The sequence below is a fragment of the Mesorhizobium sp. B2-4-17 genome, from assembly GCF_006441275.1.
Classification (GTDB): domain Bacteria; phylum Pseudomonadota; class Alphaproteobacteria; order Rhizobiales; family Rhizobiaceae; genus Mesorhizobium.
Map to the genome: position 1 here is coordinate 119,399 of NZ_VFUX01000014.1, position 23,473 is coordinate 142,871.

Sequence of the window (23,473 nt, forward strand, 5' to 3'; positions counted from 1 at the left end):
GGTCTTCCCTGTCTTTTCGACCTGACCTCTTACCATGTTTGCACGCTGTCGTTCCATGCGCCTGGCCCTGGGTGCAACCGGTGCTCCGGGCAGGCCGGGCCGAATTTTCGCCCGGCTGAGGAGGCCGACATACCGTTTCTGTCGCGGCTCTACGCTTCGACCCGCGTCGAAGAACTCGCCGTGACGGATTGGAGCGAGGCGCAGAAGGCTGCCTTCCTCGACATGCAGTTCCAGGCGCAGCGCGCCCACCATATCAGGCACTATCCAGAGGCAGAGTGGCTGGTGGTGAACCGCGCCGGGCAGGATATAGGACGTCTCTATATCGAACGCCGGCCGAGCCAGCATCGCATCATCGACATCGCTTTCCTGCCGGCATACCGCCGCAACGGCTATGGTTCGCCCTGTTGCGCGACCTGGTCAAGGAGGTATGGTTAGCCGGCAAATCAGCCTCCATTCCATGTCGAAAAGAACAATCCGGCGCGGCAGCTCTATGTCAGGCTCGGCTTCACGGTCGTCGAGGACAAGGGCGTCTACGACCTGATGGCCTGCGCGCCCCCGGTGGCACCGAATCAGCCAAGGCCGAAGTAGCACGCGGCTAAATGCCGGTGATCCGATGCAGCAAAATCCGCCTCGACGTCGTCCCCATGCATGTCGCCCAAAAGTGGCCTCGGTTTTGGGAGAACGACATGCCGTGAAAACAAAGACCTAAAGCGCGTCGCATGAATCCGTTTCGACGCGACGTGCTTTGGCCTTGTCGTCAGGCCACCCCAAGAAGCGAAGAGGGCGAGAAGGCACCCCCGCCAAATCTCGAGCTACCACCACTAGCTCCAGTCATGCTAACCACCCTTCATGGCACAGAAGAAAGCTTTCGAGGTCGATTCCTGGCTGTCGCGGCCCGATCCGCGCACCTCGATCGTCCTGCTCTATGGTCCTGATCGGGGGCTCGTTTCCGAGCGGGCGAAAGCCTTTGCCGAAAAGACCGGGCTGCCGCTGGATGATCCGTTCTCCGTGGTCCGGCTCGAGGGCTCGGAGGTCGACCGCGACGAGGGCCGGCTGCTCGACGAAGCGCGCACCGTGCCGATGTTTTCCGACCGGCGGCTGCTGTGGGTGCGCAACGCCACCGGCCAGAAGGCGCTGGCCGACGACGTCAAGGCGTTGACAGCGGAGCCCGCGCGGGACGCCATCATCCTGATCGAGGCCGGCGATCTCAAGAAGGGCGTTGGCCTGCGCGCCGTGGTCGAAGGCGCCGACAATGCCATGGCGCTGCCCTGCTACGCCGACGAGGCCCGCGACATCGACACGGTCATCGACGACGAGCTGCGCAAGGCCGGCATGTCGATGACGCTGGAGGCAAGGCAGGCGCTGCGCCGCAATCTAGGCGGCGACCGGCTGGCTTCGCGTGGCGAGATCGAGAAGCTCGTCCTCTACGCTCACGGCCAGAAGGAGATCGGACTGGAGGAGGTCAGGGCGATGTCCGGCGACGTGTCCGGCGCCTCGTTCGACGACGCCGTGGATGCGCTTCTCGAAGGCAAGATCGGCGACTTCGACACCGCTTTCACCCGCCACTGCCAGTCCGGCGGCCCGCCTTTTCTCGTTCTGTCCTCCGCCATGCGGCAATTGCAGCAGATCCAGGTCATGCGCGGCCAGATGGAATCGAGCGGCCGCAACGCGGCCTCGGTCGTTGCCGGCGCGCGCCCGCCGGTTTTCTTCTCGCGACGCAAGCTGGTGGAGAAGGCGCTGGAACGCTGGAGCAGCGAAGCGCTTGGCCGCGCGCTGACCCGGCTGCAGACGGCGGTGCTGCAGACACGGCGCAGACCAGACCTCTCCGTCGCACTGGCAAGACAGGCGCTGCTGGGGATAGCGGTTGAGAGCGCGAGATTGGCGCAGCGGTAGTTAGCTGTGGGCGGATAGCCAACTATCAACGTCAGCGCCGCCCCTTTATTGCCCTGCCGGGCATTTCTCCCCGTATAGCGACGGGGGAAGGGCAGTTGCAGCCTTGGCGCTTGTTCCGAAACGCAGACGATTGGCGAAAACATCGGCGAAAGCCTCCCTCTCCCCGTCTCTATGCGGCGAGAGGATGCCGGCAGGCAGGTGAGGGGCAGCGCCAACGTTCGGCAAGTACGGGCATGAAAACAACCGATAGCGAAAAAAGAGCCAAGCGATTCGCAAAGTTCGCCGGCTATCAGTCTCGCTTCAACCTGCGGCAAACCTCGTCCAGTTGCTCAAGGCTGCGATAGGCGACCCGAAGCAGGCCGCCGCCTTTGCCCTTGTGGTCGACGGTCACGATCATGCCGAGCGTGTCGGTCAGCAGCTTTTCGAGCGCCAGCGTATCCGCGTCTTTCTGTTCCGGCGTGGCCGCGGGCCGAGCTTCTTTCGCGGCGCTGCCGGCCGGCATCTGCGCCAGCGCCTCGGCCTGGCGCACGGAAAGCCCCTCCTCGACGATGCGCTTGGCGAGGCCGGCCGGATCCTCCGCCGTCACCAGCGTGCGGGCATGCCCCGCCGACAACACGCCGTCGATCAGCATGTCGCGGATCACGTCAGGCAATTTCAGCAGCCGCAGCGTATTGGCGACATGGCTGCGGCTCTTGCCGATCACCTGGCCGAGATCGGCCTGTGTATAGCCATGGTCGTCGATCAGCTGCTGGTAGCCCTGCGCTTCCTCGACCGCGTTGAGGTCGGCACGCTGGACGTTCTCTATGATCGCCAGTTCGAGCGCGGTGCGGTCATTGACATCGCGAATGATGACCGGGATTTCGGTCAGCCCGGCGCGCTGTGCCGCCCGCCAGCGGCGCTCGCCGGCGATGATCTCGTAGCGGCCGGCCTGTGTCGGCGATGGCCGCGCGACGACCGGCTGCACGACGCCATGTTCGCGGATCGACTGAGCCAGATCGGTAAGTTCGGCGTCACCAAAATGCCGGCGTGGATTCTTCGGGTTGGGACTGAGAAACTCGATCGGCACCTTGCCATCGGCGCTCATGCCGGGCTTTTCCGGCGCCGCCGGGCGATCGATCTCGCCGATCAGCGCTGCCAGTCCCCGCCCCAATCTTTTTCTCGAAAGGTCTTCGCTCATCTTTATTCCAGGCTTCAGATGGTTGTCTTTAGATCGTTTCGGTATCGAATCGGCTGTTGATTATGCGCAGGAACTCATCAAGCGGCGCGCAATTTGCGCTCGCGGCGGATGACCTCGGAGGCCAATTGCAGGTAGGCTTGGCTGCCCGAGCATTTCAGATCGTACAGAATCGCCGGCTTGCCATAGGACGGCGCCTCGGACACCCGCACATTGCGCGGAATGATGGTCTCGTAGACCTTGTCGCCCATGTGCTCCCGGACGTCCTGCACCACCTGGTTGGCCAGATTGTTACGTCCGTCATACATGGTCAGCACGATGCCCTGGATGGTGAGCTCCGGATTGATCGAGCGGCGCACCTGCTCGACCGTTTCCAGCAACTGGCTGAGGCCTTCAAGCGCGAAGAACTCGCATTGCAGCGGCACCAGCACCGAATCGGCGGCCGCCATCGAATTGAGCGTGAGCAGATTGAGCGACGGCGGGCAGTCGATCAGCACATAGCCGAAATTGGCCGAGCGCTCGGCCGCGGCGCGCAAGGCGTTGCGCAGCCGCAGCACCCGGTCCGGCGCCGAAGCGATTTCCATTTCGATGCCGAGCAGATCGAGCGTCGACGGCACGATCGACAGGCCCGGCACGGCGGTCGGAACCGCCGCGGCTTCGAGATCCAGCTCGCCCGTCAGCACGTCATAGGACGAGACCGTGCGGTCCTTGCGGTCGATGCCGAGACCGGTGCTGGCGTTGCCTTGCGGATCGAGATCGACGATCAGCACTTTTTCGCCGATGGCCGCCAGCGCCGTGGCCAGATTGATGGCGGTGGTCGTCTTGCCGACGCCGCCCTTCTGGTTGGCTACGGTGATGATTCGAGGACCATTCTTCATCATGGGTCTATGCCAGAAATTCATTTTTGGGTCGCCAAAATAGCCCGACAAGGCGAAGATCAGACAGGTCGCACGTCAGACAGTTCAAGGATGACGCCATGGGGGTCGGTTACACTGGGATGTTCTACCAGATCGAAGGACCATCGGTTAACGCTTTCTTGCACCTCCGCGCGATAATCCCTGCCTTTGTGGAATAGCCCGCGCGCGCCCGACGTCAGCCAAGGCGCCGACAGGTCCAGCAATACCGAGAGCGAGGCCAAGGCCCGCGCCGTGACGATTTGCGGCGTCGAAACAAGTGCGTGGCTGTCTTCGATGCGCCGCGCCACGACCCGTGCCGGCAGGTTGAACTGGCCGATGACGGTCTGCAGGAACGACGCCTTCTTGCGGTTGCTTTCCACCAGATCGATGCTCGCCCCATCGCGCTCGGCGAGCAGGAAGGCCATGACCAGGCCCGGAAATCCGCCGCCCGAACCGATGTCGACCCAGCGCGTGGCATTGGGCTCTATGCGTCCAAGCTGTGCGCTGTCGAGGATGTGGCGGTGCCAGACATCGCCCGAGGTCGACTGCGCCACCAGATTGATGCTGCGGTTCCATTTCTGGAACATCCGCTCGAACGCCGTCAGGCGATCGAATGTTTCACGTGAAACCGGGCCGGCCGCGTCCTGCAGGCTCTTCCAGGACATAGGACTCACGCAACATTCCTCTGGGCGCTCTCATGGTGGTGGACATGCGCGACAATGATCGCCAATGCGGCAGGCGTCATGCCCTCCATGCGCTGGGCGTCAGCGATGGAGCGCGGCCGCCGCGCCTGCATCTTCTGCTTCAACTCATTGGACAGACCAGGCACGCCGGCGAAATCGACGCTTTCCGGGATCTGCCGGCTCTCCTCATGCCGGATCTGGGCGACGTCGGTCTTCTGACGGTCGAGGTAAACAGAATATTTCGCCTCCGTTTCAAGGCGCTCCGCCGTCTTGGCATCAATTGCCGCAAAGCGCGGTTCAATCGTCGCCAGCCAGGCGAGGTCGACGCCGGGGTAGGCCAGCAGCTCATAGCCCGACCGGCGAACGCCATCGCGATTGATCTCCAGTCCGTGCCGCGCCGCCTCATTAGGCGTCATCGTCAGCGCGGTAGCCAGCTGCCGAGCTTCGTCGAGCCGCTGCATGACATTGCCATAACGCTGCATGCGTTGCGCCGAAGCGATCCCCAGCTTCTCCGCCAGCGACGTCAACCGCTCGTCCGCATTGTCCGCGCGCAGCGACAGCCGGAATTCGGCGCGCGAGGTGAACATCCGGTACGGTTCGCTGATGCCGCGACTGGTCAGGTCGTCGACCATCACACCGATATAGGCCTCGGTGCGGCTGAGCACGACCTGCTCGCCGCCCGACGCCCGCCGCGCCGCGTTGATGCCGGCCAGCAAGCCTTGCCCGGCTGCCTCCTCATAACCGGTCGTGCCGTTGATCTGCCCGGCGAGGAAGAGCCCGGCGACGCGCTTGGTCTCGAGTGTCTGATCAAGCTCGCGCGGATCGACATGATCATACTCGATCGCATAGCCGGGCTGCAGCATCACAGCCCGCTCCAGGCCCGGAATGGTCTTCAAAATATCGAGCTGGACATCCTCGGGCAGCGAGGTCGAGATGCCATTCGGATAGACGGTGGCGTCGTCCAGCCCTTCCGGTTCGAGAAAGATCTGATGCCCATCCCGGTCGCCGAACTTGACGATCTTATCCTCGATCGACGGGCAGTAACGTGGCCCAACGCCTTCGATCGAACCGGAATACATGGCGGAGCGGCCGAGATTGGCACGGATCAGCTCGTGGGTGGCGGTGGTCGTGCGCGTGATGCCGCACTCGATCTGCGGCGTCTCGATACGATCGGTCATCAGCGAGAACGGCACCGGATCCTCGTCGGCCGCCTGGCTTTCGAGCGACGCCCAGTCGATGGTCCGCCCGTCCAGCCGCGGCGGCGTACCAGTCTTCAAGCGGCCGAGTTGAAACCCGGCGCGGGACATCGTCGCCGACAGGCCAAGGCTCGCCTGCTCGTTCATGCGGCCGGCGACAATCTTCTTCTCGCCGATATGAATGAGGCCGCGCAGGAAAGTTCCGGTCGTGAGCACCACCGCGCTGCAAGCAAGCCTGCGGCCATCGGCCAGCAGGACGGCTGAGATCCGCCCGTCCACGATTTCGAAGTCCAGCACCTCGGCCTCGACTACGTCGAGATCGTTCTGCTGCCGAATCGCTTCCTGCATCGCCAGGCGATAGAGCTTCCTGTCGGCTTGCGTGCGCGGGCCGCGTACCGCTGGGCCTTTGCGTCGGTTGAGCAGGCGGAACTGGATGCCCGCAGCATCCGCCACACGGCCCATCAGGCCGTCCATGGCGTCGATCTCGCGCACCAGATGCCCTTTGCCAAGCCCGCCGATCGCCGGGTTGCACGACATCACGCCGATCGTCTCGAAGCGCAACGTCACCAGCGCGGTCCTGGCGCCGGCACGCGCGGCGGCGCTCGCAGCCTCGCAACCCGCATGGCCGCCGCCCACCACAACCACATCATAGTGATCGGTCATTTCCAAATCCTGGACTCGAAAGAGATAGAGGACACATGTCCCCGCGGGGCGAAGCTGTCAAGAAAACTTCGCGGCAAGTTTCACGTGAAACAGAGCGGCAGGGTCCGGCAACGCCGTTTCACGTGAATCAATGGAACGATTGGGGGAATCCAGCGCTGCCGGTGTTTCACGTGAATCCTTAAGCGTCTTCGCCCCGGTGCGTGTTTCACGTGAGTCATTTCCCAATGCAGAACTGCGCGAAGATCACATCCAGCATGTCCTCGACATCAATGGCGCCGACAATTCGGCCGAGCCGATCCGCCGCCAGCCGCAATTCCTCCGCACGCAGTTCCTGGCCTATGGCACGGCCGTCGGTCGCCCGAAGCAGATGGCGGTTCGCTTCGCCAAGCAATTCGACGTGGCGCAGACGTGACGGCAGAACATCGCCAAGGTTGCCGGCCGCCTCCACCGCGCGCTGGCCGATCTCCGCGAGCAGCGCGTCCACGCCCGCCCCATTCAGGATCGAAATAACGAGATCATAATGACGGCTCGCTGCCACTGCCGCCTGCTCGTCGAGCAGATCGAGCTTGGTCCCGACCCGCAGCACCGGTACCGAACCGGGCAGAGAACCGACATCGCCGGGTTTCGCCACGTCCTCCAACAGCAACACGAGATCGGCGCGATCGGCCTTGGCTCGCGCTTTCTCGATACCGATCGCTTCGACCTTGCCTGTCGCCTCACGCAATCCCGCTGTGTCCGTCAACCGGATGCGCAACCCCCCGAGATCCAGCGCCACCTCGAGCAGATCCCGCGTCGTGCCAGGCTCATCCGTTACAATAGCTGCATCGCGCCGCGCCAAGGCGTTGAACAGACTCGACTTGCCGGCGTTCGGCGCGCCGAGGATCACAACCTCAAAGCCGTCGCGGATGATCTCGGCGGTGCGGAAACCGGCGATGTGGCAGGCGATCTCGCCGATCATCATTCCGACATCGGACCATACCGTCTCCGAAACGGCACCGGGCACATCGTCCTCATCGGCAAAGTCGATCTCGGCCTCGATCATGGCGCGTGCATGGACAAGCCTGCGACGCCAGCCAAGATAGAGCTCACTCTGGACCCCCTCGGCATTCCGGAGGGCAAAGCGCCGCTGCGCTTCGGTCTCGGCGTTGACCAGATCCGCCAGCGCCTCGGTCTCGACCAGATCGACCTTGCCATTGAGAAAGGCGCGGCGCGTGAATTCGCCAGCCTCGGCATGCCTGACGCCGGCAAAGCCGGTGATTGTCTCCAGCATCCTGGCCACCACCGCGCGCCCGCCATGGACATGAAATTCGGCGACATCCTCACCGGTGAAGCTGGCCGGCCTTGGGAAGAAGATGACCAACCCGCTGTCCAGCACCGTTCCATCCGGTGCCCTGAACGTGCGCAAGAGCGCCACCCGGTCCTTAACCATGCCGCCGACGATCGTTTCGACCACGAATCGAGTCTGCGAGCCGGAAATGCGGATGACGGCGACGCCGGCTGGTAGCCGGCCACTGGACAGCGCAACGATCGAATCGGCTGAAATCATTTGCCCACCCTATCGAACCGCCCTAGCTTCCGCCACACCTAACCAAGTTGCCGCCCAACTACCCACTGTGACCGAGTTGCCCGTTGTGACATTGCCCGCGCAAAACCTGCTTGCCGACGAAGCCAGCCCCTATTTGCAGCAACACAGCGGCAATCCGGTGCATTGGCGGGCCTGGTCGCCGGCTTCGCTCGAAGAGGCAAGAGCCCTGGACAGGCCGATCCTGCTCTCCGTCGGCTATGCCGCCTGCCACTGGTGCCATGTCATGGCCCATGAAAGCTTCGAGAACCACGACGTCGCCGCCGTCATGAACCGTCTGTTCGTCAATATCAAGGTGGACCGAGAGGAGCGCCCCGACATCGATCAGATCTATATGGCCGCGCTCTCCTCCATGGGCGAGCAGGGCGGCTGGCCGCTGACCATGTTCCTGACGCCGGATGGCAAGCCGTTCTGGGGCGGCACCTATTTTCCCAGGGAGCCGCGCTTTGGCCGCCCGGGCTTCATCCAGGTGATGGAGGCGGTGGACAAGGCTTGGCGCGAGAAGAGGGCCAGCCTGAACCAGAGCGCCGACGGCCTGACCACCCATGTCGAGGCGCGGCTCTCGGGCGCTCATGCCAAGGCGCTTCTCGATCGCGATACATTGTCCGATCTTGCCGGCCGCATCTCCGGCATGATCGACCGTGACCTTGGCGGCCTGCGCGGCGCGCCCAAATTCCCGAATGCGCCATTCATGCTCACGCTGTGGCTGTCTTGGCTGCGCGACGGCGATCCCACGCATCGCGACGACGTGCTCATCAGCCTGGAACAGATGCTGGGCGGCGGCATCTATGATCACATCGGCGGCGGGCTCAGCCGTTACTCGACCGACGCGGAATGGCTGGTGCCGCATTTCGAAAAGATGCTCTACGACAACGCCCAGCTCATCCGCTTGTGCAACTGGGCATACGCGGCGAGCGGCAACGACTTGTTCCGGACGCGAATCGAAGAGACCGTGGAGTGGCTGCTGCGCGAAATGCGCGTCGACGGCGGTGCCTTTGCCGCCAGCCTGGACGCCGACAGCGATGGCGAGGAAGGCCTTTTCTACACCTGGGCCAAGGAGGAGATCGAAGCTGTCCTCGGCGACAATTCTAGCTTGTTTTTCAAACACTTCACGCTCTCCAGCCCGCACGGTTGGGAAGGCAAGCCGGTTGTCCATCAAACCCGCGCCCAGCAAACCCAAAGCGTGGCCGCTCGCGAACGGCTGATACCGCTCAAGACAGAACTTCTCACCGCTCGCGAAGGTCGGGTTCGGCCAGGCCTCGACGCGAAAGCCCTGACCGACTGGAACGGCCTGATGATCGCGGCGCTCGCGGAGGCCGGCCGATCGCTGGCGCGACCCGACTGGATCGATGCGGCGGCCAAGGCCTTTGCCCATATCAGCGCCGCCAGCCGCGACGGCCGCCTGCCGCACTCCATGCTTGGCGTCAGAAAGCTGTTTCCTGCTTTGTCCAGCGACTATGCCGCCATGACCAATGCGGCGATCTCGCTGTTCGAGGCGTCAGGCAATTGGCGCTATGTCGATCAGGCCAGCCGGTTCATCGAGCAGCTCGACCGCTGGCACTTCGATGCCGAGGGCACCGGCCACTACCTGACCGCTTCCGACAGCACGGACGTGCCGATCCGCATCAGGGGCGATGTCGACGAGGCCATTCCGTCAGCCACCAGCCAGATCATCGAAGCGCTGGTCCGGCTGGCTTCCGTTACCGGCGATCTCGAACTGCAGGAGAGAGCGTGGAAGATCGCCGAGCACGCCGCCGGCCGGGCGGCGCAGCAGGCCTATGGTCAGGCGGGCATCATCAATGCGTGTGCGCTCGCGATCGAGCCGTTGAAGTTGGTCGTGGTGGACAAGCTGGAGGATCCAACGCTCGTTACGGTTGCGAATCGACGTCCTGACCCGCGTCGCGTCGACATCATTGCGGCGATTGGTTCGGAAGCGAATCGACCCTTGCTGCCCGGCGGCATTTTCCCACCGACCAACAGGGCGGGCGCCTGGCTTTGTACGGGCCAGCTTTGCCTTCCCGCTGTAAGCGACCCGCAAGAGCTCGAGCCTCTTCTGCGCCGCCAATAGGCAACTCGGGAAATGTGTGAGGCGATTTTCCGTCGGGCGGCGTCCGCTTCCGCCTGTACAGCCGAAGGCAATGTCCTGACCGATTTCGCATCCGGCCGCGGCTTGAACAGCAGATCCCTGGCCGCGATCACCGCGCCGACCATGATCAGCGCGCAGGCAAGCGCCACGGACCAGTGGAACACGCCAAACCCGGCCAACTACAGCACGATCACCGAAAACAGCGGCGCGGCATAAGACAAGGCACCCAGGATCATTATGTCCCCGTGCTTGCAGCCATGGTCCCAGGCGTAGAAGCCGGCTCCGAGCGGGATCGTGCCGAGAACAAGGATCGCGGCCCACTGCATCGTCGTTTCGGGCCAGACCGTGATTTCCAGCGTCAGATGCAACACCAGCGCAACCACGGCGGCGATGAAGCAGTAGCCGGCCACGACATCGGTCGGCACCTGGCCGAAGCGCCGCGACAGGACGGAATAGCCGGCCCAGATGAAGGCACAGAACAAGGCAATGACATGACCCTTCATCCCGCCATTCGCGAGACCGATAGTGCCGCCCTTGGTGATCACCACGATCGCCCCGGCAAGGCCAAGGACGACGCCGACAAGGTGGTGAGCCTTGAGCCTTTCGCCCGGCAGGAAGGCGGCGAGGACGACGATCAGCAAGGGCCAGAGATAGGCTATTAGGCTGACCTCGACAGGCGGCGCCGACTGAATCGCGAAGAAATAGGCGCAGTGATAGATGCACAATCCCGCAATCCCTGTCGCCCAGACCTTCCATGGCTGCCGCAGCGAACGGACCGCGTCTGGGCGGAAGGTCCAGCTACCCATTCCGACAAGCGCACCGAGAAAGAACGTCGCCGCCGCCAGCTGAAAGGGCGGTATCGGCCCCGCGGCCGTGGAAAGCAGCGCCAGAAACGACCAGGTCAGGATGGCTGAAAAGCCGACAAGCGTCGGGATGATCTTCTTCATGTCACTTCCAACCGCGCAGTGGTCAAAACAGCAAACCGGCTCGGGCAGGATCATGCCTCAACAAGACGCGGACCATCGCACAAGGCTGGCACCGTCCGCCGCCGCATACAGCCACGCGGTATCCGGAATGCGACCCATCTGGAGGCAACAAAAAACCCCATCCCGCTTGACCGGAATGGGGCCTGATGCGCGGTCCGGGAAATTCCCGATAGCCGGTTACGTGTTCATCGAATCGAAGAAGTCGGCATTGGTCTTGGTCTGCTTCAGCTTGTCGATCAGGAACTCGATCGCGTCGGTGGTGCCCATCGGCGCCAGGATACGGCGCAGCACGAAGATCTTCTGCAGGTCCGAACGCGCGACCAGAAGGTCTTCCTTGCGGGTACCGGACTTGAGGATGTCTATCGCCGGATAGATGCGCTTGTCGGCCACCTTGCGATCCAGCTGGATTTCGCAATTGCCGGTGCCCTTGAACTCCTCGAAAATGACTTCGTCCATACGGCTGCCGGTGTCGATCAGCGCCGTGGCGATGATGGTCAGCGAACCGCCTTCCTCGATGTTGCGCGCCGCTCCGAAGAAGCGCTTCGGCCGCTGCAACGCGTTGGCGTCGACGCCGCCGGTCAGCACCTTGCCGGAGGACGGCACGACGGTGTTGTAGGCGCGGCCGAGGCGGGTGATGGAATCGAGCAGGATGACGACGTCGCGGCCATGCTCGACCAGGCGCTTGGCCTTCTCGATGACCATTTCGGCGACCTGCACGTGGCGCACCGCCGGCTCGTCGAAGGTCGAGGAGATGACTTCGCCTTTGACCGAGCGCTGCATGTCGGTCACCTCTTCCGGGCGCTCATCGATCAGAAGCACGATCAGATAACACTCCGGATGGTTGGCGGTGATGGAGTGCGCGATGTTCTGCAAAAGCACCGTCTTGCCGGTGCGCGGCTGCGCGTTGATCAAGGCGCGCTGCCCTTTGCCGATCGGCGCCACCAGATCGATCACCCGAGACGATATGTCCTTGGTGGCCGGGATCTCGACCTCCATCTTCAGCCGCGAGGTCGGATAGAGCGGCGTCAGATTGTCGAAATGGATCTTGTGGCGAATCTTTTCGGGATCGTCGAAATTGATCGTGTTGACCTTGAGCAGCGCGAAATAGCGCTCGCCCTCTTTCGGGCTGCGGATCGGCCCTTCGACCGTATCGCCGGTCTTCAGCGAAAAGCGGCGGATCTGCGACGGCGAGATGTAGATGTCGTCGGGACCTGGAAGATAGTTGGCATTGGCGGAGCGCAGGAAACCGAAACCATCCTGCAGCACCTCGACCACACCTTCGCCGATGATCTCGACGTCCTGTGCTGCCAGCTTCTTCAGGATCGCGAACATCAGCTCCTGCTTGCGCATGACGCTGGCGTTCTCGACCTCGAGCGATTCGGCATAGGCGATCAGCTCTGGCGGTTTCTTGTTCTTGAACTCGGTAAGTTTCATTTCTTGCATAGACGGACTCTGGGTGAGCTTTGGGAAAATATCGGCGGGATGCGACAAATGCCGGGCGCGGCCGAAAACAATGAGGGGCGGCGCATGACGGGAAGGAAGACCCGTCTTTTATCGTCGGTCTGGTGAAAGAGCAAGCCGCGTTTTACGGACCTGACAGGCCTCAGAAAGGCTTGACGACAACCAGGATCACAATTGCCACCATCAGCAATGTGGGGATCTCGTTGACGATCCGCCAGTGCCGCGCCGGCTTTTCATTGCGATCCTCGGCGAATTTGCGCACCGCGCCGGCGAGATAGCCGTGAACCGCGGACAACAGGAGCACCGCCGCGATCTTGGCGTGCAGCCAGCCGCCCTGGAAACCAAAGCCTTTCCAGGCGAGCCAGAGGCCGAACATCCAGGTGAGGATCATTGCCGGATTGATGATGCCGCGCAGCAGACGCCGCTCCATTACCTTGAAGGTCTCCGATTGCACCGAGCCCTTTTCGGCATCGGCATGATAGACCAGTAAGCGTGGCAGATAGAGCATGCCGGCCATCCACGAAATGACGGCAAGGATATGGATCGCCTTTGCCCAGGGATAGAAACTGTCAGGCGCGACCAAAAACAACAGTGCGGTGAGCACAACAAGCGCCGCGATACCGACGACCATGCGCATCATTGCCTGACCGGTGCTGTTCGTGTTTCCGGTGCTGTCCGACCGAGCCATCAGCGTGTCGCGCTCCTCACCTGTTTCACCATCGCCTCGACATGCGCGACCGGGGTCTCCGGCGTGATGCCATGGCCGAGATTGAAGATCAGCGGGCCTTCGCCCAATGCCTTCAGGATTGCCTCGACGCCATAGGCGAGCGCCTGGCCGCCGGCCACCAGCCGCAACGGATCGAGATTGCCCTGGACAGCGCCCGAACGCTGCAAGTCCTTCGCGGTCTCCAGCGGCACCGTCCAATCGATCCCCAGGCCGGTTACGCCGGTCTTCTCCCGATAGGTCTGGTAGCGCGCACCGGCGCCCTTGGGAAAACCGATGATCGGCACATCGGGATAGACAGCCCTTACCTGCCGGACGATCTCGGCCATCGGCTGAACGCAGAACCGTTCAAAAGAGGCATCGTCGAGCACGCCGGACCAGGAATCGAATATCTGCACCACGTCAGCGCCGGCCTCGATCTGCCGGATCAGGTAGGCCGCCGAATGATCGGCGAGTACCTTCAGCAATTGTTGAAAGGCGACCGGTTCGCGATAGGCGAACAGCCGCGCCGGCGCCTGGTCCGACGTACCGTGGCCGGCAATCATATAGGTCGCCACCGTCCATGGCGCGCCGCAGAAGCCGATCAGGGTCGTCTCGTCGGGCAGTTTCGCCCGCAGCCGACGAACCGTCTCGTAGACCGGTTCGAGATTCACGTGAAACATGCTGCTCTCCAGAGCCGCAATCTCGGCGGCCGAGATCGGCGTCAGCAGCGGGCCCCGCCCCTCTTCGAAGCGAACATCACGGCCAAGCGCGTGCGGGACGACAAGGATGTCGGAGAACAGGATCGAGGCGTCGAAGCCGAAGCGCTCGATCGGCTGCAGCGTCACTTCGACGGCAAGGGCGGGATCGTAACAGAGGTCAAGGAATGAGCCGGCACGTCGGCGCGTTTCACGATACTCCGGCAGATAGCGCCCGGCCTGGCGCATCATCCAGAGCGGAGGAGGAAAATGAGCCTTGCCCTTCAGGACATCCAGCATGATCCGGTTCTGGGGCATCGAGCGCTCGCTTCTCCAAGCCTCTTTCTAATCAAATATTCTTATATCTAAGATTCTTCTGATTCTAAGAGTCTGTTGGTTGTGGTGGTTGTCACCTGTCCCGCTTCATCAAGCAAAAAGCCAGCAAGCATATTGTCGCGCGCTTCTTTCTCCCGAATGCAGGGTTCTGGGGACGATCAGGAATCCATCATCGGAGTCAAAGCGTTACGCCGCCGCCGGAAAAGCCGGCCCTGTGGACGGACGAGAGGCAAAGGACATCCTCCCCGGATTTGTCCCCAGCCGCCCGACGAAGCCGACAGCACATCGAATTGTGGACAAACTGGCATCTGATACAGTCGCCTCCGACGAGCCCGGCTCGTTGTCCGACCTTATCCACATCCGCCCACAGACCCAGGTGATCCCCTGTGAACAAACCCCAGAGCTTCTTTCACCTGCACCTGATTTCCGACGCGACCGGCGAAACGCTGCTCGCCGCCGGCCGCGCAGCTTCCGCGCAATACAAGGATGCGCGCGCCATCGAGCATATCTACCCGCTCATCCGCACCGAAAAACAGGTGGCCAAGGTTTTCGAGGACATCGAGGAGGAGCCGGGCATCATTCTCTATACGGTCGTCGACCAGAAGCTGGCGCGCGGCATAGACGAACGTTGCGCGGCCATGGGTCTGCCCTGTGTCTCGGTGCTGGAGCCGGTGCTTACCGTCTTCCAGTCCTATCTTGGCACGCCGGCGGGCCGCCGCGTCGGCGCCCAGCATGTTCTCGACGCCGAATATTTCCGCCGCATCGATGCCCTCAATTTCACCATGGAACATGATGACGGCCAGCTGCCGGCCAATATGGACGATGCCGATATCGTGCTCATCGGTATTTCGCGTACGTCGAAGACACCGACCAGCATCTATCTCGCCAATCGCGGCATCAAGACCGCCAACATTCCGATCGTGCTCGGCGTGCCGGTGCCCGAAAGCCTGGTCAACGCCAAGGCGCCGCTGGTCGTCGGGCTGATCGCCACCGCCGAGCGCATCTCGCATGTCCGCCAGAACCGCATCCTCGGCAACAGCAGTTCTTACGTGCCGACAGATTACGTCGACCGCGCCGCCATCAACGAGGAACTTGCCTATGCCCGCCAGATCTGCACCAGGCACGGCTGGCCGATGATCGACGTCAGCCGCCGCTCGATCGAGGAAACGGCGGCGGCGATCGTTGCCCTGCGGGGGAAGAACAGATAGATGAGCGAAGAGTTGGTTTTGCGATTCCTAGCGGAAAGTCGGCGCTGCCCCTCACCTGCCTGCCGGCATCCTCTCCCCGTATAGGGACGGGGAGAGGGGCGTTGCCATCGATGGTTTCGCCAATCGCCAGCGTGGCCGGAAGGTGCGCCCGCGCCGAAGCTGCCCTTTTCTCCCCGTCCCTATACGGGGAGAAATGTCCGGCAGGACAATGAGGGGCGGCGCCGGCTTCACTGAATAAGCCCCGTACTCCAACCGCGCCTGTGTCCGCGCCTGTGTGGAAAAATGACCGAAAAAATCATCCTTGCCTCAGGCAGTCCGTTCCGCAAGGCGATGCTTCTCAATGCCGGCGTTGACGTCGAAGCGGTTCCCGCCGATGTCGACGAGCGGGCGCTGGAGGCGCCCTTACAGGACAGCGACGTTTCGCCGGAGGATGTCGCCCTCATCCTCGCCGAGGCCAAGGCCACCGAAGTCAGCGAGCGCAAGCCCGGCGCTCTGGTGCTCGGCTGCGACCAGACGCTGTCGCTCGGCGACGAGGTGTTCCACAAGCCGGCCGACATGGAAGGCGCGCGCCGCCATCTCCTGGCGTTGTCGGGCAAGACCCACCAGCTCAACAGCGCCGCCGTGCTGGTGCGTGACGGCAAGGTGCTGTGGCGGCATGTCGGCATCGCTTCGATGACCATGCGCAAGCTCGACCCCGCCTTCATCGGCCGCCATCTCGCCCGTGTCGGCGCCAAGGCGCTGGCCAGCGTCGGCGCCTACCAGGTCGAGGCTGAAGGCATCCAGCTTTTCGAAAAGATCGAGGGCGACCATTTCACCATTGTCGGCCTGCCGCTTTTGCCGCTGCTTGCCGAGTTGCGCACGCTGGGAGCGATCGATGGCTGAAGCGACCAAGAAAGCCTTCGTCACGGGCCATCCGGTCAAGCATTCCCGCTCGCCGAAGATCCATGGTTACTGGCTGGCCGAACACGGCATAGACGGCAGTTACGAGGCCATCGACGTCGCGCCGCAGGACTTCGCCGAATTCGTCGCGACCTTGCGGCCGGCCGGCTTTCGTGGCGGCAATGTCACCATTCCGCACAAGGAGGCCGCCTTCGCGCTGGCCGAGCGCCACGACCAGGCGGCGGAAGAGATCGGCGCCGTCAACACGTTGTGGTTCGAGGACGGCGTCTTGTGGGGCGGCAACACCGATGGTCACGGCTTTGCCGCCAATCTTGACGACTACGCACCGGGCTGGGCGAGCAACGGACCCGCGGTCGTGCTCGGCGCCGGCGGCGCGTCGCGCGCCATCATCCAGGCGCTGAAGCAACGCGGCATCGCCGACATCCGCATCGTCAACCGCACGCTTGCCCGGGCGCAGGAACTACGGGATCGTTTCGGCACCGGCATTTCGGCACACGGCATGGCTGCGACCAACGAGCTGCTTGCCGATGCCGGCGTGCTGGTCAACACCACGGCACTCGGCATGCATGGCAATGAAGGCCTCTCCGCCGATCCGGCCCTGTTGCCGGCCCACGCCATCGTTACCGACATCGTCTATGTGCCGCTTGAAACGCCGCTGCTGGCTGCCGCCCGCGCCAGGGGGCTGAAGACGGTCGACGGCCTCGGCATGCTGCTCAACCAGGCCGTGCCCGGTTTCGAACGCTGGTTCGGGGTCAGGCCAAAGGTTACGGCTGAGCTCCGTGCGATCATCGTCGCCGATCTGGTGCCGAAAGCATGATCGTGCTCGGTCTCACCGGCTCGATCGGCATGGGCAAGTCGACGACGGCCAGGATGTTCGCCGAGGCGGGCGTACCGGTTCACGACTCCGACGAGACCGTGCATCGCCTCTACGCCGGCAAGGCGGCGCCTTTGGTCGAGGCCGCTTTCCCCGGAACCACATCCGCCGGAGGCGTAGACCGCGCGAAACTGGCGGCCCGTGTGCTCGGCGACGCCGCCGCGCTGAAGCGGCTTGAAGCCATCATCCACCCGCTGGTTCGTGCCGACGCCGACACCTTCCTGGCCAAGCATCGTAACGCCGGCGAATCGATCGCCGTGCTCGACATTCCGCTGCTGTTCGAAACCGGTGGCCGCAACCGCGTCGACAAGGTCGTGGTCGTCACCGCGCCGGCCGAAATCCAGCGTCAGCGCGTGCTGGCGCGGCCGGGCATGACCGAGGAAAAACTGGCGTCGATCCTGGCCAAGCAGGTGCCGGCCGCGGAGAAACGCGACATGGCCGATTTCGTCATCGACACTGGCCAGGGGCTGGATGCCGCCCGCGCCGCCGTCGCCGCCATCATCGCCGAACTCTCCGGGGATAAGTCCGGCAAAGCCCCCTCCTGACGGCATGCTGGCGGCATTGCCCATTGCCATTTTGTTCCGGTCTCGCGATTCTGCTCTCTTGGAGCAACTGATTCGATGCGTGAGATCATCTTCGACACCGAAACCACCGGCCTTGATTCGCGCGATGACCGCGTGATCGAGCTTGGCGGCGTCGAGCTGGTCAATCGCTTCCCGACAGGCAAGACCTTCCACCACTACATCAACCCGCAGGGCCGCGCGATCCACGCCGAGGCGCAGGCGGTGCACGGCATCAGCGCGGCGGATCTTGCCGGCAAGCCGACCTTCGCCGAAATCGCCGAGGAGTGGCTGAAGTTCACGGAAGGCGCCAAGCTGATCGCTCACAACGCCACCTTCGATATCGGCTTCCTCAATGTCGAGTTCGCCCGGCTTGGTCATCCGCCGGTCGACAATGGGCTTGTCGTCGACACGCTGGCTCTGGCGCGCCGCAAGCACCCGATGGGCCCCAATTCGCTCGACGCGCTCTGCCGGCGCTACGGCATTGACAACACGAAGCGCACCAAGCACGGCGCCCTGCTCGATTCCGAACTGCTGGCCGAAGTCTATATCGAGCTGATCGGCGGCAAGCAGGCCGCCCTCATCCTCGACAGCGTGGCCGGCCCTTCCCAGGGCGGCGACAATGTCCGCCAGATCGAGATCGTTGTCGCCGAACGACCGGCACCGCTGCGGCCGCGCCTGACCGAAGCCGATCGCGCCGCCCATGCCGCCATGGTCGCCACGCTCGGCGAAAAGGCACTGTGGCTGCAAGCCACTTCATCCGAAGCAAGTGCCGCGGCGGCGTCGTAAGCAATTCCGGGAGAAGTGACGGGCCTCCGTCCGGAATTGTGTCAAGAAACAAGGACGAACCTCAATACGGCCATTCGCCCCGGCCCAGCGCCGCGACCGCATCGATAATGCGCGCGAAAGCTTCGGCCGCGGCCGGCACCGTGGTGCGGGCGCGCAGGAAACTGTGCACCAGGCGCTTCTCCTCATGCCACCACGCCTTGCCGCCGGCGGCCACGATACGGTCGCGATAGGTCTCGCCATCCGAGGACAGCGGATCGCACTCGGCTGTGATGACCACGGTGGGCGGCAGGCCGGAAAAGTCGGTGTCGCGCAAGGGCGAGAAGGTCGGATCGTCGGGCGATTGCCGCCTGACGGAGCGGACATCACGGTAAAAGGCGATATCGCCGACCGACAGCAGCGGTGCCTCCGCATGCTCGATATAGGAGCCGGAGCTTTCGTCGCCGCCGAGGCCGGGATAGATCAGCACCTGGCCGATCGCTGCGCGGGCGTGCCGGCGCGTTGCCTGCGCAACAGCCGCCGTCAGATTGCCGCCGGCACTCTCGCCGCACAGCACGATCGGCAGGCTGCCCGTCCCGGCCGCCCATTCGAAGGCGGCCAGCGCATCGTTGAAGGCAGCGGGGTGGACATGCTCCGGCGCCAGCCGATAGTCGACCGACAGCACGTCGAAGCCGGTGCCGGCGCAGATCTCGGCGCAGATGTCGTCATGGCTGTCGAGTCCGCCAAGGATGAAGCCACCGCCATGATAGTAGACGACCAGGGCTCGCGCGGCCTGGCCCGAGAGTTGGTAGCGCCGAACGGGAATGCCATGATCGGCGGCGGCGATCAGGCCGTCACGGGTCTTGACCCCCAACGGGCGCCCCTGGCGGAAGGCCCGGCACATCCGGTTATAGACCGCGCGCTGCTTGTCGACAGGCAGGCCGACGATCTCTTGCGGGTACCAGGCGTTGACGCTGTCAATATACGCCCACAGGGCCGGGTCTAGCCGGGTCTCGTACTTGCCGCGGCTGGTCATGTCAGTCTGCACGGCCGGGCGCATCAGAGCTCGGCATAAAGCTCGGCCGCGTTGTCGAAGCTGAAGCGCAGCGGCACCGAGCCTTCGACCTGCCAAGCGGTGACCGTCTCGCCGGCCAGCAGCCGGCAGGCGCCGTCGGTATCGGTGACCGCGCCGCCATAGAGCCGGTTGGCAAGGTTGAGGATGCCGGTCTGGTGCATGGCCGCGCTGCCGCTGCCGCAGGCATCCTTGACCAGCAGCACGCGAAAACCCTTGGCCACCGCATCCTTGACGGTGGCATCGATGCAGGCCTCGGTCCACACGCCCGATATGACCAGCCATTCGATGCCCGAAGCCTTGAGCTGATCGGCCGCTGGCCCGGACCGGAAGGCGCTGGCCTCGGCCTTGATCAGCAACGCCTCGCCACTGGCCGGTGCCACCTCGTGGCAGATCTCGGTCAGCGGGTCGCTCTTGTCGGAAAAGGCCGATTTGCCGTTGGCATCGAGCGGATGAAACGGCCGCTCCTGTTTGTCGAGATCGACGATATAGGCCCAGTGATGGAGCGGCACATGGTTCTCGCGTGCCGCCGCCTGCAGTCGCCGGACGTTGGCGAGGATTTTTTCAAAGCCCTCGACCAGGTAGCGCTGGTCCTGCCGGTGCTCTTCCTGCAGGTCGATGAAGACGGCGGCCACCGAACCGCGCTTGATGGAGATGGGACTTTTCATGCGGAGGAGCCTTGGCTCAACGCCGGCGTCGCCCTGTCCAGCGATCTGGCGCAAGCCGTTGCGATTGGCCGGCGCCCCCCCCATGTCGTCATCCCAGGGCGAAGCAGGAGCGCAGCTCCGTCGCGGAGACCCTGGGATCCATGCCGTGACGTTGATCGAATAATGCAGCGGAGCAGAATTCCGTAGCCGTTGCATCGCTTTGGCGTCACGGCATGGATCCTAGGGTCTGCGCCGCGTCGCTGCGCTCCTTGCTTCGCCCTAGGATGACGAAAGCGCGGGGCGTTCCATCTGGTTGCCAACGGAGACGGACCCAGCATCAAACCTGTTTCTCCAGGAACTCATCCTCATAGGGGAAGCGCGACAGAAGTTCGGTGCCGGTGTCGGTGATCAGGATTTCGTCCTCCAGCTTGACGCCCTCGCGGCCGCCCTTCTCGCCAATATAGCTTTCCACGCTCACCACCATGCCTGGCACGATATGGCCGTCGCGGCCATAGGTCTCGTAGTCCATCGCATGGGCGATGAACGGCGTCTCGCCATGCATGCCGACGCCGTGCATCACCGAGGTGTAGCGCTGGTCGACGAAGCGGTCCGGGATCTTCCACGCCTTCTCGGCGATCTCGCGGAAGGCCATGCCCGGCTTGACGATCGAGATGTTGTGCTGAACCTGGTCATGCGCCATGCGGTAGAGCGACTTCTGGTAAGGGGTCGGCTTGCCCGGCCCGCAGCGGAAGGTGCGCGAGAAGTCGGAATAATAGCCGTAGCAGCCGATCGTGTCGGTATCGAGCGCCAGCAATTCGCCCGGCCGGATCTTGCGGCCGCTGGCCTCGTTGAACCACGGATTGGTGCGCTGGCCCGAGGTCAGCAGCCGCGTCTCGATGAACTCGCCGCCCTGCCGGATCACCTCGCCATACATGATGGCGAACAGGTCGTTTTCGGAAACGCCGGGTTTGATCGCCTCGCGTACCGCCGCCACCGCCGCCTCGGCGCCGGCCATCGACACCTGCAGGCATTTCACCTCCTCCGGCGTCTTCACCGCACGCACCGCCAGGATCTCGCCCTGACAATCGCGGACCTCGCAGCCACGCTTTTCCAGCGCCAGCGCCTGCAGATGGCTGCAGCGGTCGAGGCCGAGCTTCATCGAGCCGCCGCCATGCTTCTTCAGGAGTTCGGCGATTTCGTCGGCGAAGGGGCCGGCGGTCTCGTCGTCGCGGCCCGAGACCGACGACCAGACGAGCTTGGAAGGACGCGCCTCGTCGATCGTGTCGAGCACCATGGAGACATGGTAGCTCTGCGGATATTCGAACAGCACGACCGGCCCTTCGGTCGGGATGAAGAAATAACGGGTCGAGTTGCGCAGGAAGTAGCCGAACATGTTGCGCGAGCCGGTGGCGTAGCGCTGGTTATAGGGGTCGAACAGCACGACGCCGCCATAGCCCGCCTCGCGCATCCAGCCGCGCAGCTTGGCCAGCCGGCCCTTGCGCAGCGCGTCGGCATCGATGAAGGACGGCTCGGTGTCGGACAGCCACATGCCGCCGGCCGGATCGGCCGCCACCGGATGGCGCATGCGGTCCTTGAAGTCCACGTCCTCGGTGCTGTCCGGTTCGAAAACGACGATGCTCATGTACCTGGCCTTGGGTGAGTTGCAGGCATCGACCATGGCGCAGGAGCGACAAAAGGATTGTGCGAAAAACCGCGTGTGTTGTGCGGGATGCCGCTGGCGAACGGCTCCGTCGAGATACTTCACGCCCCCCTCTGGCCTGCCGGCGATCTCCCCCACAGGTGGGGAGATCGGCAGCTTCGGCAGCCGCGCTCATGTCCTCACGGTCGGAGCTGGTGGAGGCGGAGGTAACGGCCAATCTCCCCCTTGTGGGGCAGATGTCCGGCAGGACAGAGGGGGGCGCTGTCCCGCCAGCATCCGAAGCCCGCTAATGCCTTCTCGCCAGCTTCGGCGGATGTCCATGTTCTTCCCGAAATGCCCGGGCAAAGCTCGACATCGAGGCAAAGCCGCAGGCCAGCGCCACGTCGCGCACGGCGAGCGTCGAATGCGCCAGAAGATCGGCGGCGCGCTTCAGCCGCAGCCGCCGGTAGTAGCCGTTGGGCGAGATGGCGAGTTCGGAACGGAAGGAGCGTTCGAGTTTGTCGGAAGAAACGCCGAGTTTTTGGGTCAGTTCGGCCATGCCGAGCCGCTCCTCCACGGCGTCTTCCATGATCGCGATGGCCGACAGCACCAGTTCGTTGCGAACGCCGGTGCGCAGGCGCAGCGGCATCAGCTTGCGGTCGACGCTGGAGCGCAGCTGGCTGTGCACGAACCATTCGGCGACGCCGGCGGCAAGCTCGGCGCCGTAATCCCGGGTGATGATCTCCAGCATCATGTCAAGGCTGCCGACGCCGCCGGCCGAGGTGAAACGCTTGCGGTCGATGACATAGAGATCGCGGCTGAGCTCGATGTTGGGAAAGGCCTCGGTGAAGGCGGCCTGGCTGGTCCAGTGCAAGGTGCAGGCATGGCCGTCGAGCAGGCCGGCGCGCGCGAGGAAGAACGCCGCGTCGGCAACGGCGCCGATATGGGCGCCGCCGCGCAGGCTGCGGCGGATCCAGCTTGCCGCATCCTCGGCGACGAGATGATCGGCGTCGCCGCCCGAGCAGACGACGACGCGGTCGACCTTCGGCGCATCCTCGGCATAAAAGCCCGGCTGGATGACGACGCCGTTCGAAGCCTCGACCGAACCCTTCGTGCCGCCGACGATGATCCAGCGGTAGCATTCCTTCTTCGCCAGAATGTTGGCCGCGCGCAGCGGCTCGATGACGGAGCTGAACGCCAACATCGGGAAGCCGGGAAACACCAGCACCGCGAAGGTGATGGTCTCGGTGGGTTTTGAAGCGTCGCGCGTGGCCATGGACGACACAATTCGGACGAATGGCGTCCGGGGTCAACGGTACTTGGCTCATAACTGCTCGAGACGGCGTGGCCTTCAGAGTCGAGACGCTTTGATGTCGCGGCGCAGACCCTAGGTGTTTGATCCCGAGCTTTAATGGTGCGATATTTTCTTCCGACTGGAAGGATGCGTTATG

The 23,473-nt window shown here is 63.7% G+C and carries 22 protein-coding genes; 9 read left to right on the forward strand and 13 right to left on the reverse strand.

All coding sequences use genetic code 11. The features are described 5' to 3' along the window. Nucleotides 1-180 precede the first annotated feature (180 nt). Nucleotides 181-435 carry a GNAT family N-acetyltransferase gene (locus FJ548_RS30420; protein ID WP_246678657.1) on the forward strand — a complete coding sequence of 85 codons (255 nt, stop codon included), beginning with the start codon at nucleotides 181-183 and terminating at the stop codon, nucleotides 433-435. A gap of 414 nt (nucleotides 436-849) precedes the next feature. Next, a complete protein-coding gene (holA, locus tag FJ548_RS13475) occupies nucleotides 850-1,893 on the forward strand; it encodes a DNA polymerase III subunit delta (protein ID WP_140697551.1) in 1,044 nt (347 codons plus the stop codon). A 289-nt stretch (nucleotides 1,894-2,182) separates the two neighbouring features. Here holA and FJ548_RS13485 read toward each other — a convergent pair whose 3' ends face one another. The 5 genes from FJ548_RS13485 to mnmE form a co-directional block, all read right to left on the reverse strand. Continuing rightward, nucleotides 2,183-3,070 carry a ParB/RepB/Spo0J family partition protein gene (locus tag FJ548_RS13485; RefSeq protein WP_140697553.1) on the reverse strand — a complete coding sequence of 296 codons (888 nt, stop codon included), beginning with the start codon at nucleotides 3,068-3,070 and terminating at the stop codon, nucleotides 2,183-2,185. 77 nt (nucleotides 3,071-3,147) lie between these two features. After that, entirely contained in the window at nucleotides 3,148-3,948 is an 801-nt protein-coding gene (locus FJ548_RS13490) for a ParA family protein (protein WP_140697555.1), read from the reverse strand. Nucleotides 3,949-4,004: 56 nt separating this feature from the next. Then, nucleotides 4,005-4,637 carry a 16S rRNA (guanine(527)-N(7))-methyltransferase RsmG gene (gene rsmG, locus FJ548_RS13495; RefSeq protein ID WP_140697557.1) on the reverse strand — a complete coding sequence of 211 codons (633 nt, stop codon included), beginning with the start codon at nucleotides 4,635-4,637 and terminating at the stop codon, nucleotides 4,005-4,007. Then, complete coding sequence (gene mnmG / locus FJ548_RS13500) at nucleotides 4,634-6,505, reverse strand: tRNA uridine-5-carboxymethylaminomethyl(34) synthesis enzyme MnmG (RefSeq protein ID WP_140778083.1); 1,872 nt, start codon at nucleotides 6,503-6,505, stop codon at nucleotides 4,634-4,636. Before mnmG ends, rsmG begins: the two co-directional genes overlap by 4 nt. Before the next feature lie 214 nt (nucleotides 6,506-6,719). Continuing rightward, entirely contained in the window at nucleotides 6,720-8,051 is a 1,332-nt protein-coding gene (gene mnmE / locus FJ548_RS13505; protein ID WP_140778084.1) for a tRNA uridine-5-carboxymethylaminomethyl(34) synthesis GTPase MnmE, read from the reverse strand. A gap of 85 nt (nucleotides 8,052-8,136) precedes the next feature. Here mnmE and FJ548_RS13510 point away from each other — a divergent pair, with 85 nt between their 5' ends. Together FJ548_RS13510 and FJ548_RS30835 are read left to right on the forward strand one after the other, a co-directional pair. After that, nucleotides 8,137-10,155 (forward strand): thioredoxin domain-containing protein, encoded by a 2,019-nt coding sequence (locus FJ548_RS13510; RefSeq protein WP_140778085.1) that lies wholly within the window; start codon nucleotides 8,137-8,139, stop codon nucleotides 10,153-10,155. Between the two features lie 102 nt (nucleotides 10,156-10,257). Beyond that, complete coding sequence (locus FJ548_RS30835) at nucleotides 10,258-10,389, forward strand: hypothetical protein (RefSeq protein ID WP_348640936.1); 132 nt, start codon at nucleotides 10,258-10,260, stop codon at nucleotides 10,387-10,389. Here the strand turns inward: FJ548_RS30835 and FJ548_RS13515 are convergent. From FJ548_RS13515 to hemE, 4 genes are all read right to left on the reverse strand, one after another. After that, on the reverse strand, nucleotides 10,353-11,120 hold the full coding sequence (locus FJ548_RS13515; protein WP_348640937.1) for an EamA family transporter: 768 nt from the start codon (nucleotides 11,118-11,120) through the stop codon (nucleotides 10,353-10,355). The two genes, FJ548_RS30835 and FJ548_RS13515, sit on opposite strands and share 37 nt — an antisense overlap. Nucleotides 11,121-11,336: 216 nt before the next feature. Next, complete coding sequence (rho, locus tag FJ548_RS13520) at nucleotides 11,337-12,602, reverse strand: transcription termination factor Rho (RefSeq protein WP_140697565.1); 1,266 nt, start codon at nucleotides 12,600-12,602, stop codon at nucleotides 11,337-11,339. 160 nt (nucleotides 12,603-12,762) lie between these two features. Beyond that, nucleotides 12,763-13,308, reverse strand: a complete 546-nt coding sequence (hemJ, locus tag FJ548_RS13525) for a protoporphyrinogen oxidase HemJ (protein ID WP_140778086.1) — start codon at nucleotides 13,306-13,308, stop codon at nucleotides 12,763-12,765. Further along, nucleotides 13,308-14,339: a uroporphyrinogen decarboxylase gene (hemE, locus tag FJ548_RS13530; RefSeq protein ID WP_140778087.1), complete on the reverse strand. Its 1,032-nt coding sequence runs from the start codon at nucleotides 14,337-14,339 to the stop codon at nucleotides 13,308-13,310. The genes hemJ and hemE overlap by 1 nt, the downstream gene beginning before the upstream one ends. A 404-nt stretch (nucleotides 14,340-14,743) precedes the next feature. Here hemE and FJ548_RS13535 point away from each other — a divergent pair, with 404 nt between their 5' ends. The 5 genes from FJ548_RS13535 to dnaQ all read left to right on the forward strand — a co-directional run bounded on the left by FJ548_RS13535 (nucleotide 14,744) and on the right by dnaQ (nucleotide 18,688). Further along, entirely contained in the window at nucleotides 14,744-15,565 is an 822-nt protein-coding gene (locus FJ548_RS13535) for a pyruvate, water dikinase regulatory protein (protein WP_140612845.1), read from the forward strand. A 282-nt stretch (nucleotides 15,566-15,847) separates the two neighbouring features. Next, nucleotides 15,848-16,447: a Maf-like protein gene (locus tag FJ548_RS13545; RefSeq protein ID WP_140778088.1), complete on the forward strand. Its 600-nt coding sequence runs from the start codon at nucleotides 15,848-15,850 to the stop codon at nucleotides 16,445-16,447. Next, entirely contained in the window at nucleotides 16,440-17,282 is an 843-nt protein-coding gene (locus tag FJ548_RS13550) for a shikimate dehydrogenase (RefSeq protein WP_140778089.1), read from the forward strand. Before FJ548_RS13545 ends, FJ548_RS13550 begins: the two co-directional genes overlap by 8 nt. Beyond that, on the forward strand, nucleotides 17,279-17,884 hold the full coding sequence (gene coaE / locus FJ548_RS13555) for a dephospho-CoA kinase (protein WP_140778090.1): 606 nt from the start codon (nucleotides 17,279-17,281) through the stop codon (nucleotides 17,882-17,884). The genes FJ548_RS13550 and coaE overlap by 4 nt, the downstream gene beginning before the upstream one ends. A gap of 75 nt (nucleotides 17,885-17,959) precedes the next feature. Then, complete coding sequence (gene dnaQ, locus FJ548_RS13560) at nucleotides 17,960-18,688, forward strand: DNA polymerase III subunit epsilon (RefSeq protein ID WP_140612841.1); 729 nt, start codon at nucleotides 17,960-17,962, stop codon at nucleotides 18,686-18,688. Between the two features lie 61 nt (nucleotides 18,689-18,749). Here the strand turns inward: dnaQ and FJ548_RS13565 are convergent, their stop codons facing one another. The 4 genes from FJ548_RS13565 to FJ548_RS13580 form a co-directional block, all read right to left on the reverse strand. Next, the gene (locus FJ548_RS13565; protein WP_140778091.1) at nucleotides 18,750-19,700 is read right to left on the reverse strand and encodes an alpha/beta hydrolase; all 951 of its coding nucleotides are present in this window, start codon (nucleotides 19,698-19,700) and stop codon (nucleotides 18,750-18,752) included. 23 nt (nucleotides 19,701-19,723) lie between these two features. Then, entirely contained in the window at nucleotides 19,724-20,404 is a 681-nt protein-coding gene (locus tag FJ548_RS13570; RefSeq protein WP_140778092.1) for an isochorismatase family protein, read from the reverse strand. 316 nt (nucleotides 20,405-20,720) lie between these two features. Beyond that, the gene (locus tag FJ548_RS13575; protein ID WP_140697581.1) at nucleotides 20,721-22,025 is read right to left on the reverse strand and encodes a Xaa-Pro peptidase family protein; all 1,305 of its coding nucleotides are present in this window, start codon (nucleotides 22,023-22,025) and stop codon (nucleotides 20,721-20,723) included. A 304-nt stretch (nucleotides 22,026-22,329) separates the two neighbouring features. Beyond that, entirely contained in the window at nucleotides 22,330-23,298 is a 969-nt protein-coding gene (locus tag FJ548_RS13580) for a GlxA family transcriptional regulator (RefSeq protein ID WP_140612837.1), read from the reverse strand. Nucleotides 23,299-23,473: the final 175 nt, after the last annotated feature.

Coding starts and splice junctions, on each gene's coding strand:
- holA (WP_140697551.1), top strand. CDS start 850: ATGGCACAGAAGAAAGCTTTCGAGGTCGATTCCTGGCTGTCGCGGCCC.
- FJ548_RS13485 (WP_140697553.1), bottom strand. CDS start 3,070: ATGAGCGAAGACCTTTCGAGAAAAAGATTGGGGCGGGGACTGGCAGCG.
- FJ548_RS13490 (WP_140697555.1), bottom strand. CDS start 3,948: ATGATGAAGAATGGTCCTCGAATCATCACCGTAGCCAACCAGAAGGGC.
- mnmG (WP_140778083.1), bottom strand. CDS start 6,505: ATGACCGATCACTATGATGTGGTTGTGGTGGGCGGCGGCCATGCGGGT.
- mnmE (WP_140778084.1), bottom strand. CDS start 8,051: ATGATTTCAGCCGATTCGATCGTTGCGCTGTCCAGTGGCCGGCTACCA.
- FJ548_RS13515 (WP_348640937.1), bottom strand. CDS start 11,120: ATGAAGAAGATCATCCCGACGCTTGTCGGCTTTTCAGCCATCCTGACC.
- rho (WP_140697565.1), bottom strand. CDS start 12,602: ATGCAAGAAATGAAACTTACCGAGTTCAAGAACAAGAAACCGCCAGAG.
- hemJ (WP_140778086.1), bottom strand. CDS start 13,308: ATGGCTCGGTCGGACAGCACCGGAAACACGAACAGCACCGGTCAGGCA.
- hemE (WP_140778087.1), bottom strand. CDS start 14,339: ATGCCCCAGAACCGGATCATGCTGGATGTCCTGAAGGGCAAGGCTCAT.
- FJ548_RS13545 (WP_140778088.1), top strand. CDS start 15,848: ATGACCGAAAAAATCATCCTTGCCTCAGGCAGTCCGTTCCGCAAGGCG.
- FJ548_RS13550 (WP_140778089.1), top strand. CDS start 16,440: ATGGCTGAAGCGACCAAGAAAGCCTTCGTCACGGGCCATCCGGTCAAG.
- coaE (WP_140778090.1), top strand. CDS start 17,279: ATGATCGTGCTCGGTCTCACCGGCTCGATCGGCATGGGCAAGTCGACG.
- dnaQ (WP_140612841.1), top strand. CDS start 17,960: ATGCGTGAGATCATCTTCGACACCGAAACCACCGGCCTTGATTCGCGC.
- FJ548_RS13565 (WP_140778091.1), bottom strand. CDS start 19,700: ATGACCAGCCGCGGCAAGTACGAGACCCGGCTAGACCCGGCCCTGTGG.
- FJ548_RS13570 (WP_140778092.1), bottom strand. CDS start 20,404: ATGAAAAGTCCCATCTCCATCAAGCGCGGTTCGGTGGCCGCCGTCTTC.
- FJ548_RS13575 (WP_140697581.1), bottom strand. CDS start 22,025: ATGAGCATCGTCGTTTTCGAACCGGACAGCACCGAGGACGTGGACTTC.
- FJ548_RS13580 (WP_140612837.1), bottom strand. CDS start 23,298: ATGGCCACGCGCGACGCTTCAAAACCCACCGAGACCATCACCTTCGCG.